This is a genomic window from Paenibacillus sp. GCM10027629 (assembly GCF_042676425.1).
GTDB lineage: Bacteria > Bacillota > Bacilli > Paenibacillales > Paenibacillaceae > Paenibacillus_K > Paenibacillus_K terrigena.
This window is the reverse complement of the sequence record NZ_JBHTGZ010000009.1, coordinates 465637-477731: the sequence shown is the minus strand read 5'-3', so window position 1 is coordinate 477731 and position 12095 is coordinate 465637. Positions and strand designations below refer to the sequence as shown.

9 protein-coding genes are annotated in these 12095 nt (G+C 48.7%); 1 reads left to right on the top strand and 8 read right to left on the bottom strand.

The genetic code is table 11. From position 1 onward, the window contains the following. Positions 1 to 81: 81 nt before the first annotated feature. The 6 genes from ACFQZR_RS11465 to ACFQZR_RS11440 form a co-directional block, all read right to left on the bottom strand. Positions 82 to 1374: a homocysteine synthase gene (locus ACFQZR_RS11465; protein WP_379345874.1), complete on the bottom strand. Its 1293-nt coding sequence runs from the start codon at positions 1372 to 1374 to the stop codon at positions 82 to 84. Positions 1375 to 1474: 100 nt separating this feature from the next. Then, positions 1475 to 1939 (bottom strand): MarR family winged helix-turn-helix transcriptional regulator, encoded by a 465-nt coding sequence (locus ACFQZR_RS11460; protein WP_379345872.1) that lies wholly within the window; start codon positions 1937 to 1939, stop codon positions 1475 to 1477. An 86-nt stretch (positions 1940 to 2025) separates the two neighbouring features. Then, a complete protein-coding gene (locus ACFQZR_RS11455; protein WP_379345870.1) occupies positions 2026 to 2895 on the bottom strand; it encodes a hypothetical protein in 870 nt (289 codons plus the stop codon). Beyond that, positions 2892 to 4493 carry a UDP-glucose--hexose-1-phosphate uridylyltransferase gene (locus ACFQZR_RS11450; protein ID WP_379345867.1) on the bottom strand — a complete coding sequence of 534 codons (1602 nt, stop codon included), beginning with the start codon at positions 4491 to 4493 and terminating at the stop codon, positions 2892 to 2894. The genes ACFQZR_RS11455 and ACFQZR_RS11450 overlap by 4 nt, the downstream gene beginning before the upstream one ends. 4 nt (positions 4494 to 4497) lie before the next feature. Beyond that, complete coding sequence (galE, locus tag ACFQZR_RS11445) at positions 4498 to 5484, bottom strand: UDP-glucose 4-epimerase GalE (RefSeq protein WP_379345865.1); 987 nt, start codon at positions 5482 to 5484, stop codon at positions 4498 to 4500. Between the two features lie 20 nt (positions 5485 to 5504). Continuing rightward, positions 5505 to 6686, bottom strand: a complete 1182-nt coding sequence (locus tag ACFQZR_RS11440) for a galactokinase (RefSeq protein ID WP_379345863.1) — start codon at positions 6684 to 6686, stop codon at positions 5505 to 5507. Positions 6687 to 6879: 193 nt separating this feature from the next. On the opposite strand from ACFQZR_RS11440, the gene ACFQZR_RS11435 reads away from it, so the two are divergent. After that, on the top strand, positions 6880 to 7761 hold the full coding sequence (locus tag ACFQZR_RS11435; RefSeq protein WP_379345861.1) for an AraC family transcriptional regulator: 882 nt from the start codon (positions 6880 to 6882) through the stop codon (positions 7759 to 7761). A 49-nt stretch (positions 7762 to 7810) separates the two neighbouring features. On the opposite strand, the gene ACFQZR_RS11430 is transcribed toward ACFQZR_RS11435, so the two are convergent. Both ACFQZR_RS11430 and ACFQZR_RS11425 read right to left on the bottom strand, forming a co-directional pair. Continuing rightward, positions 7811 to 8578: a polysaccharide deacetylase family protein gene (locus ACFQZR_RS11430; RefSeq protein WP_379345859.1), complete on the bottom strand. Its 768-nt coding sequence runs from the start codon at positions 8576 to 8578 to the stop codon at positions 7811 to 7813. A 197-nt stretch (positions 8579 to 8775) separates the two neighbouring features. Beyond that, complete coding sequence (locus tag ACFQZR_RS11425) at positions 8776 to 11982, bottom strand: DEAD/DEAH box helicase (RefSeq protein WP_379345857.1); 3207 nt, start codon at positions 11980 to 11982, stop codon at positions 8776 to 8778. Positions 11983 to 12095 lie beyond the last annotated feature (113 nt).

Genomic DNA, 12095 nt, shown 5'->3' with positions numbered 1-12095 from the left:
AGATGAGCGACCGCGTCAGCGAAACTAATAAATTCTATTGTGGTTACAGAAAAAGGAGCCTAGCGGCCCCTTCTCTAATCATTACGCTTGGCTTGCAGCAATAGCTTGCCCCAAGTCATGCAAAATATCTTGAATCGATTCCGTACCGATGGACACCCGAATCATGCCTGGATGAACCCCTGCGGAAATTTGCTCATCTTCGCTGAGCTGCTGATGCGTTGTGCTCGCTGGATGGATAACCAATGATTTCGAATCGCCAACATTCGCAAGGTGCGAGAACAGCTTCACGTTATTGATCAGCTTACGTCCAGCCTCCAAGCCACCCTTGATGCCAAAGGTCATGATCGCGCCTTGACCCTTCGGCAGATACTTCTGAGCAAGCTCATAGGAGGAATGGCTTGGTAGTCCTGCATAGTTCACCCACTCGACGGCATCATGTGCTTCTAGGAACTGTGCTACCTGCAACGCATTCGAACTGTGGCGCTCCATCCGCAGATGAAGGGTCTCCAGTCCTTGCAGCAGCATAAATGCGTTAAATGGCGACAATGTCGCACCCATATCCCGAAGCAATTGCACGCGTGCCTTGATAATATATGCAATCGGACCCACTGCATCGGTATACACCACACCATGGTAGCTTGGATCCGGTTCTGTTAAGCCTGGGAACTTCCCGCTTGCTTTCCAATCGAATTTCCCGCCGTCGACGATGACGCCGCCAATCGATGTCCCATGTCCGCCAATGAATTTGGTCGCAGAATGAACGACGATATCTGCGCCGTGCTCCAATGGACGAAGCAAGTACGGGCTTGGGAACGTGTTGTCGACAATTAACGGAATACCGTTCTCATGCGCAATCGCTGCTACCGCCGCAATGTCAAGTACATCGCCTTTCGGATTCCCGATCGTCTCCGCATAGAGCGCCTTCGTGTTCGGTGTAATGGCTGCGCGGAAATTCTCAGGATTACTCGAATCCACAAAATGCACTTTGATGCCAAGCTTAGCGAGTGTCGTTGAGAAGAGATTATAAGTCCCACCATATAACGTTGAAGCAGATACGATCTCATCGCCAGAGCCTGCGATATTCAGGATCGCGAGAGTAATCGCAGCTTGTCCCGATGCCGCCGCGAGCGCAGCTGGACCGCCTTCCAGTGCTGCAACACGCTTCTCGAACACATCGGTCGTCGGATTCATTAATCTCGTATAGATGTTACCGAATTCCTTCAATGCGAATAAGTTCGCAGCATGATCGGTGTCGCGAAAAGCGTAGGAAGTTGTCTGATAGAGCGGAACTGCACGTGATAATGTTGTCGGATCAATTTCTTGACCGGCATGAATAGCAAGTGTTTCAAAATCAAAAGGACGTTCTTGAGACATATTTAATTCCTCCCTGCATCTATAGGATTTATGGGTATTACTCCCCCTATTCTCGCATAGTTCTGCAGGCTTGGAAAGACTTTCCTCTATAATTTACTGTTTATTGATTTTTAATTTTGGATAAGATTTGATGCAAACACTCAATTTCATCCGTTCCTACATGAGAAAAAGCAGCCTTCAATCGTTCGGAACGCGCATTGCGTAATCGCATATACGTCTCGCGGCCTTGATCACTCAAGGACAGGAGTACGACGCGCCGATCTTCCTCGGATCGCTCCCGATGAATCAGTCCCATATAGAGCAGCTTGTCTGTCAGCCCTGTTACAGCACCAGATGTAATTTCAAGGCTATGCGCAATATCCGAAGCACGGCATACCCCTTTCTGATACAAGGCATTTAATACATACATGGATCCCGCGCCCAGGTGCTCCACATCCCGAAGGTAATGGCGGTCTGGTGAATTCTTCTGTAGAATAACCTCCATCATGTCATGCAATTGATGTAATAATATTTCACGTTCTTCTTGTTGTTTATTCGATTCTTCGAAATGATTGGACGACTCCACGTTGATCCCCCTACTACGGTAATGACAATTCTCCTATTATAAGATAATTTCCAGTTCAAAGAAAGAAAAACCTTTCTGAGCTAGGCTCAGAAAGGCAGTTGTTTCAAACTATCTACAATACTGTCACTGCGTTCGATCGTCCACCATTCATCATGCTGGATCGACTCGTTCGGCAGGATCGTTACAAGCGGCCCAAGGGACTCAAGTTCCAAGAAATCTTCATTCGTATACAATTCAAAAGAACAGCCGAAATCCGGGTAGTTGGCTCCTTCGCGATGTTCGAATGTTTTCTGGAACAAGACACCGTCATTGTAATATGCAGCCCATTGCTTCACTTGATTCATCCCGAACTTGAATGGTACCGTATTGCTGCGTTGTGCAACCGTAATGACGTCTTTGCCCCAATGAACACGAGGATCGGACATATCTGTATATGGCCACACAATCAACTTGCGGTTCGGCAGCAGATCGGCATAACTATCCGGCTGCGGCACCAATGCCGTTCCCCCCGGTGCCATCATAGATAATGCCCATGCCGCATGCTCGATAGCCTTCTCTCCCACATTCGTCACACGATGTCTGACATGAACACGGCGATCGATGAAGGAAATGACAATCTCCTTCTGCGTCGAAGTCACATCATCGACACCCGATGTAAAGACGAGGCCCGCTTCGGTCTGCTTCCATTCTACTGGCGATAGGGCAGGTTCATACGTATCCGGATAAATCTCTGGACTCAGCCAGAAACGGTGACCGCCGCACAAGCGAAACCCATTCTCTTCATGGTATTTGTTATTCGGATCTTCAAAGAACAGGTTCTTGCCATCTACTAGACTGCAATGAATAATACGAGGGCCATAATTCAAGGTCACGAGGAGCTGAACATCTTCGTTCACAATTTCTAGACATGGTCCCCATACCTCATGATCAACTTGTTGATATTGCATTGTACTCATACTTCTGTAGTCTCCTTCCAACCCATACTGTGAACGAAGCGATTAAATGCTGCAATGCCCTGCTCCGTTCGTTTGTACACACCCGCACACGATAGAATTTCAACGAATTTGTCGCCAACTTCCTGTTCAACAATACGCATCGCCTCGTCCTTCGACGACAGCTGGCCATGTGTTGCACGGAGCTGTTCCACCCAAGGAATATGCTCAGCAATGCTAGCATAGCGGTCCTCAGCACGCTCATGCGTCCAAGGCAATTCTCCGCTCAGAATCAGCGCAATCTGCTCCAGCTGTGATTTCAGACGGCCTGGTAGAATCGCGACACCCATCACTTCGATAAGTCCGATATTTTCTTTTTTAATATGATGCAAATGACGATGTGGATGATAGATGCCTTCCGGATGATCCGCGTCTGTCCGATTGTTCCGAAGCACCAGATCCATCTCGTATTCACCCTTCACATTATAGCGAACAATCGGTGTTACCGTGTTGTGAGGGACAAGCTGTCCGTCACGTTCACTATATGCGATTACATTCGCGTCCTCGTCACTATAGGACTTCCACGCATCGTAGACTTCATTCGCCGCGCCCAATAACGCTTCCCGCTTCTTGCTCGTTAGACGAAGCACGGACATTGGCCATTTCACACGATGAATCTGAACCGCAGGATGTACATCATGCGAGAATCTCGTCTCAAGTGAAGATAGCTCAATCGGGAATGTATGCCGTCCGCCTTGGAAATGATCATGTGTCAGAATCGAGCCGCCAACAATCGGCAGGTCTGCATTCGTTCCCACGAAGTAATGCGGGAATTGATCCACAAAATCAACCAGACGCGCGAACGTCTCATGCGTTAACTTCATCGGGACATGTTCGCTGTGGAACACGATACAATGTTCATTATAGTACACGTATGGAGAGTACTGGAAGAACCACGGCTCTTGCGTCAGTTCGACGGGAATAACCCGTAAATTCTGGCGTGCTGGATGATTCAATCGACCTGCGTACCCCACATTCTCCGCGCATAATAGACATTTTGGATAATGCGAAGGAGCGGCTTTAAGCGCCATCGCAATCTCTTGTGGATTCTTCTCTGGCTTAGATAGATTAATCGTCATTTCGATATCGCCATAATCCGAAGGATGCCGCCAATAGCTGTTCTTGCGAATCCGTTCCATTTGAATATAATTCGAATCAATACATAAATTGTAGAAGTCCTTCGTCGCGTCCTCCACACCTTGATCCTTCGCCGTATCGCGGAAATTCCGCACCACTTCCGAAGGTCTTGGCATCAGGAGCCCCATGATTTTCGCATCGAGTAGATCAGCGTAGGTCGTATTAAGTTCTGGCATGAGCCCAATTGTAAAACCGTAATTGATTAACTGTGCGAGGAGCGCATGCGGTTCATCCGCAGGGACCTCATCTGCACTCCATTCACCAATGTAAGGCGCATGAAATTGAAACAGATCCAGCAATACATTGCGCGCGTAGTTCACATCCTCCGCAGCAATCATCTTCTTATGCGCTGCGAACTGAACAAGACGCTCAATCGCGACTAAGGCCTGCTCCGATTGTACATGGTTCTCCGTCTGCGTCATCATGATCTTACTCCCCGTAGCCATTCGGATGCTGACTGTGCCAGTTCCATGCGGATTCAATAATTTGCTCCAACCGTTCACGCGTTGGGTTCCATCCGAGAACTTGTCTTGCTTTGGCCGAAGAAGCAACTAATACGGCAGGATCCCCAGCGCGTCGTTCTTGCATTCGCACAGGTATGTCGAGCCCCGTCACCTTCTTCGCCGTCTCAATGACCTCACGAACGGAGAACCCGTTTCCGCTGCCAAGGTTAAAGATATTACTGTCACCGCCATCGCGTAAATATTGCACTGCGCGAATATGCGCGTCCGCTAGATCTGTGACATGTACATAGTCACGTACACAAGTCCCGTCAGTCGTTGGATAATCTTCTCCGAATACAGCAATAAATTCACGCTGCTTGAGCGCTGTCTGTAATACCAGTGGAATCAAATGTGATTCCGGTTCATGATCTTCGCCAATAAGGCCGCTCTCATGCGCCCCAGCTGCATTGAAATAACGAAGTGACACGTATTTCATACTGTGTGCCGTATCGAACCAACGCATCATCCGTTCCATGGTAAGCTTTGTCTCGCCGTACGCATTCGTCGGCTCTGTCCGATCCGTCTCTTCAATGGGTACCTTCTCCGGTTCACCGTACGTCGCTGCTGTCGAGGAGAATACGATGTTTTTCACATCGAACGCATTCATCGTTTCGAGCAAGCACAGTGTACCGTAGACATTATTGTCGTAGTATTTGCCCGGATTCTGCATGCTCTCGCCAACCAAGGAATTCGCTGCAAAATGAATCACCGCATCAATCTGGTTCTCACGGAACACTTGCGTAAGGAAATCACGGTCGCGAATATCCCCCTCGTACAGCTTCCCGCCACGTACCGCGCCGCGATGCCCTTGGTATAAATTATCGACAACGACAACATCCTCACCGCGCGTGACCAATTCCATTACCGTATGTGACCCAATATATCCTGCACCGCCTGTTACCAAAACTGCCATCGTTTCTCCACTCCCTCTATTTATTTCGTCAGTTGCTCGACGCCATTCCCTACATCACACACATAGAATTCCCCTTGGATTCCTGTCTTCTGCTCATAGACTTCGCCAACCTGTTGAATGAATTTCTCTACTTGATCCTCATGAACAAGCGCTACGGTACATCCGCCGAAGCCTGCGCCCGTCATCCGTGCGCCTAGCACACCTGGCACTTTCAATGCTTCTTCGACCATGACATCCAATTCAAAGCAGCTTACTTCATAGAGATCCCGCAATGAGTTATGCGATGCTTGCATCAATAGACCAAAATTCACGAGATCGTCGTTCGTCAAGTACGCCACCGATTGCAATACGCGATCGTTCTCTTCAATTGCATGACGTGCACGGTTACGCACCGTTTCATTCGTAATATGGTGAGCCAGCGGCTCAAATGCTTCGCTCGACAATTCGCAGAGTAATTTCAGCCCTGGCACATGCTGTGCTAGAATTGCTACGGCTTCATCACATTCTTGGCGGCGTTCATTATATTTGGAATCCACCAGTCCTCTGCGCTTCTTCGTGTTCCCGATCACCAGCTTATACTGTCCCGCTTGGAAAGGAACAAGCTTCTCTTCGAGCGTATCACAATTGAGCAGGATCGCATGATCCTTGCGTCCATTCGCAACCGCAAATTGATCCATAATGCCGCAATTCACGCCGACGAATTGATTCTCCACCTTCTGTGATAACACCGCAATTTCTTTACGGTCCGTCTTGTGACCTTCAAGCGATAATAATGCATACATCGTAACTACTTCAATCGAAGCGGATGAGGAAAGTCCTGAGCCGTTCGGAATCTCCCCGTGGAAGAGCATCTCATACCCCTTCGTAATCGGATATCCAGCTTCCTGCAGCGTAACGACGACCCCTGTCGGATAATCTGTCCAAGCATTCGATTTAGATGCTGGAAGCGCATCTAATGCGATTTCACTTGTGCCATCGAAGTTCGTTGATCGCATCACGATCTTACGATCCGTACGCGGGCGAATACACAATGTGGTTCCGAACTGTAATGCGGCCGGGAACACGAACCCACCGTTGTAGTCAATATGCTCACCGATCAAATTCACGCGACCAGGGGCATGGAACCACTGGATCGCTTGATCGCTCGGACCATAATATTGTAAAAAGCTGCTCTGCAATGTCTCATGTAACGTGTTCGACAATTGAATTCACCTTCTCTTTTCTCCGCGGGATAGATTCATAGTCGCCATTTCCAGCGCATCTATGAATTAACCTTAGTATACAGGAATATGCTGCCATTGAATATAAAACGATGTTGCTTCCACATGGATTTATGTGACTTTTTGAGATAGAATAAATATCAAATCCAACCTACTAATCGAGGTGATCGTCGCGATGCGCACCTTTCCAAATTATACCTATGCTGTCGCATCCAATCCTATTTTTCAGGATCGAAGTGATTTCCACGTGCTATTCTCCGGGGAAAGCCAGACCAAGCCCCAACATAAGCTAGGACCCAAAGTCTATGATTATTATTTGCTGCACCATATTATTTCTGGTCGTGGCTTGTTCACCATTGAGCAGCAATCGTACGCACTCGAGGCAGGCGACAGCTTCCTCATCAGTCCCGAGCAGCTCGTCAGCTATGTATCCGACGAAGTGGAACCGTGGCATTACCGCTGGGTCGCGTTCGACGGGACTTCCGCAGAACAAATTCTCCGTGATGTCGGATTTACATTGCACCACCCTGTCGTCCGTATGACGGATGCAACACCCATTTTGTCGCATATGCATCAGATTCAGCAAGTTTTCCAGAGTCGTAAACTAAGCAGTCATCTAACCGCAACGGGTTATCTGTATCAAATTCTTGCCACATACCACGACATTTTGAACCAAAGCGAAGAGCTTATCACGGCCGACCAACACAGCCAGCAAGCCGTCACACAAATGATCCGATACTTATCCACGCAGTATGCCCAGCCGATTTCGATTGAAGATATGGCAGAAAGTCTAGGCTATAATCGAGCCTACCTCTCACGTATTTTCAAGCAAGCCACCCAAATGTCACCCGTCACCTTTCTACTGAAGCTGCGGATTGACAAAGGAAGACAACTGCTTCGGGAGCGCACGGAGCTAACCATAGAGCAAATTTCCGCTTCCGTCGGTATCCAAGACGCGCTCTATTTCTCACGCCAATTTCGCCGTTTCTATGCCATGTCTCCAACAGAATATCGTATTGCTACCACACAAAAAGCCTCCAACGCACACCAAGAATAGCTTGGTGCCGTTGAAGGCTATTTTACGATTTTTCATCGAGAACATCCCATTATTTCTTCGCTGGAATGGTCTTTGTATTCTGAATGAGCTGCGACACGGTAACGAATTTATATCCGCGTTCTTTCAGTTCGGGAAGAATAATCTTCAACGCCTCTACCGTCTGGCTGCGACCTGAACCCTCTACAGAGTCATGGAACAGTATAATGTCGCCGCCGCGTACATTGTTCAGCACTTTACGAACGATATAAGAGACACCCGGAGAACGCCAATCCTTCGTATCTTGATGCCAAGACCATAGGATAACGAGGTACCCTTTCTCCTTGGCCATCTTAATCATTCGTTCATTGTAGAACCCTCCTGGCGGACGAAACAAGTGGGGACGCGATCCATTTACTTTCATAATCGCATCACTTGTGGCATCAATCTCATCGCCAAGCTTCTGACTCGATACATTCGCATTGAAATATAAGTGATTGTACGTATGATTCGCAATTTCATGGCCTTCGTCCGATTCCCGCTTCAAGAGCTCGGGATGCGCGGTTACCTTTTTGCCCATCACGAAAAAAGTCGCTTTCGCTTCATATTGCTTGAGCAGCTCAAGAATTTCCGGCGTCTGTCTCGGATCTGGCCCATCGTCGAAAGTGAGTGCCAAGAGCTTACGCTCCATCGGCACCTCCCATACAATCTCGCCACGAGCTTCATAATATTGCCTACTCTTCGCAGGTCCTTCCTGCAGCCCAACCGGGAACGGCGGGTCTGCTTGAAAGATACTAGCCCCTACAGTGAGCGTCCATAACAAGGGAAGATACGATAACATGGGTTTATTCAACACTCCTATGCCCTATCCTTAATCCTAATCAACAATGCATTATAAGAGTGTCCCCATCCGATGGCTATTTTACCACAATTGAATTTATCAAATTTTTGACATCTCAAAACAAAAATGCTATTTGGCGATAAAAACTGCCTCTAACCGCGGTCGCTCAACTTGAAAGGACTTCGATGAAGGTTTTCTCATGTAGCGAATTCTCCATTCCATGCATCATCTTCCTCGAGTGCCTCCTCGCGGAGTTCGAGCAAATTCCGTAAGTGCGCCGTAGATAACTCGGTAATCCACATCTCACCGGAACCCACAACCTGTTCAGATAATGCTCGTTTCGATTCAATCATCTCATCGATCCGCTCTTCGAGTGTACCCGTACAGATTAATTTATGAACCTGAACATTGCGTGTCTGACCAATGCGGAATGCACGATCCGTTGCCTGGTTCTCCACTGCGGGGTTCCACCAGCGATCGAAATGAATGACATGATTCGCTCGGGTTAAGTTAAGACCGACGCCTCCCGCTTTGACAGAGAGGACGAAGATATCCGGACCATTCGGCTGCTGAAATTCATCCACCATCAGATCTCGGTCCTTCTTCGGTACACCACCATGTAGGAACAATGGCGTCTGCCCCGTTTCTTTCCGCAACTGCTCGACGAGCAAATGCCCCATTTGAACATACTGGGTAAAAATCAAGACCGCTTCACCTGCTTCGCGAATGCTGCGTACAAGCTCCAATAGCTGCTCCATTTTGCCCGAGCGCTTGCTACTTGATTGATTGTCTTGCAGGAACAACGCGGGATGATTACAAATCTGCTTCAGTTTCGTGAGGCTGGCCATCACATAACCCTTCCGCTTCATTCCCTCAGCTGCATCGATCTGTGCGAGCATATTTCTGACCGTCGACTGATAGAGAGCAGCTTGTTCCTTCGTAAGGTTGCAATACGCTTTGGTCTCGATCTTATCCGGTAGATCCTTGCTGATGTTCGGATCCGTCTTCACCCGCCGGAGCACGAAGGGTGTGACTAATCGTTTAAGACGTTCAAGCCTAACTTCATCATGATCCCGCTCAATCGGCGTTGCGAATCGACTTCGGAATACGGAAGCGGATCCCAAGTATCCTGGATTTAAGAAGCGAAAAATCGACCATAATTCACTTAGTCGGTTCTCCACTGGCGTACCGGTAACCGCAACGCGGTAATGCGATCGAAGTCTTAGAATACTCTGCGTCTGCTTCGCATGCTCGTTCTTAATATTTTGCGCCTCATCCAGTATGATGTATGTCCAATGCAACTGCCGAAACGTTGCTTCATCTCTGCCAATTAAATTGTAAGTCGTCAGAATCACATCATACTGCTGGACCTGTTCCATAAAAAGCTGATCCTGCAGCCTGAAGCTGCCGTGGTGAATATAAACCTTCAAGCTAGGTGCGAATCGTGTAAGCTCACGCTGCCAGTTGCCAAGGAGTGAGGTCGGACAGATAATAAGTGCCGGTCCCATGCCTAATGGCAGCGCATCTTGCCGATACGAGCTAAGGAGCAAAGTAATAATCTGAACGGTCTTCCCAAGTCCCATATCATCCGCAAGACAGGTCCCAAACCCCAAGTCTCGCATAGATGTAAGCCACTGATATCCTGTAACCTGATACGTTCGTAATGTGCCTTGCAGCGTCTCTGGCACTTCACGATCCCGCATTTCATGCATCCAATCCCCGTCCAAGAACGTTCGAAGACGGTTCGGTAGCTCGTAACCAGAGATCGGAATCCCGTCGAACGAAGCACTTCCGTAAGCACTCTCAGCAGCGAGATGCATGAGCTCTCCGAGCGTCATATCTACCTTCGTACGCTCTTTCAGAAAATGAACGGCACGATCAATATCCTTCGAATTCATCTCAACCCAATGACCACGAAAGTGAACAAGCGGAAGCTCCTGCTGCGTTAATTGTTCCAATTCTTCAAGGGTAATCGGTTCGTCCCCTACTGCCGCCTGGGCATCGAATTGAAGTAGCTGCTCGAGTCCGAACCGACTTGGAGAACCATTTACCGTCACGTCTTCAAGTTGGCGATCTTCCTGATTCGTAAGACTTAACTTAATGCCAAGCCGCCTACGCCCTGCTTCGGTCCACCAAGAAGGCAACTGAACAAGGACGCCGTATTCCTCCAGAATATCGGCGTATCGCACCAAGAATTGATAAGCTTCCATCGTATCCATACTTAGCCCATCCGAACCGTCCGCCTCGTCGAACACACGTGATAATGGCGGATAAATTCGAGCTGCATCTCTCAGCTTCTTTCGAAGCACCTCTTGAATATGTCGAAATCGACGATGGAACCAACGTGTCTCTGAACGCTGTTCCTGCCAAATCTCTGCCATCGGTATCATCAAATTAGGCTCGTCTTCAGGCTGCATGAAGATATGAAGACGCCAAGTCGGTATCGCTTCTGACTGTTGTTGATCGGTAGACTCGCTATCTTGGTCTGCCGTAAGACGAAGACCGAGCTGTAATGCCGCTGTCTCCTGCGGTGAACGAAGTGGATGATAGGCCCGCGTCCAATGCTGAATATCGGCTGCCAGCGCCTCCATCTCTTGCGCATTCGCTGAGAACGTTACCGCTTGCTGCGCGGATAACATCTGCTTCCACCACATCTCCGCCATCCGATTCCCTGCCATCAGCTTCGGCAGAACAGCTCCGCCCCAGGTAGCGCCAATCGCTTCCGTCATAGGTAGCCGCTGCCTGGTTATCGCATGAATCCGTTCTCTGACGGTACTATCGATTATCGCAATCAGGAAGGAGAAGAGCGCCTCTTCGGGTGTTCGCCACGACGTCGCCCCATCTTCACGTCCTGCCATAGCAAGGCTCGCAATCGGCATCGCCTCCGCTAACCGATAGAATTGCTCCATGTCAGCTTCACGATCCAAATTCGGCCGCCAGGTAGCTTTTCCCGTTTTCAGTCCGATTTCGACATCCGGAACCCAGCATTTGCGATCGATCAAATCTTGCGCGAATAGCACCGCTCGTCGCCAATAATGCAGGTCCCGCCCTAATAATTCTTCCTCTTGTACACCTAGAATCGTCTGCAATTGTTCAGCATAGTCCGCTTTGTTGAACAACTGTAGAATCGAATGAGCAGGCAACGTAAAGCCAATGACCTCACGTCGCTGCCCACCCGTAGTACGTATCTCCTGCCCGGTCGAATCAGGATATCCGCCCATAGGAAAGCTGAGCTCTACCCGTCGCTGTACCCAAGGCCGCCACAGTCGTTCACCCGTCTCTTCCGCACGCATTCGAATATCCTCTAATGCCTCATCCAAATTCTGAACATCTTTCCAATCCCATCTATAGCAAAAAAATCGATCATGGAGCCATAGTCCATTCCATTGTTCGTCTCTAACCAATATGTGATTCCCCTCCGCCAAAGTCCATTAACGACTCTTGTGTTAAGCGGCATCGATTTCTATCCACTGTTCTTAAGTATAACCCACAATGGGCTAAAAATGTTCATTTCTAC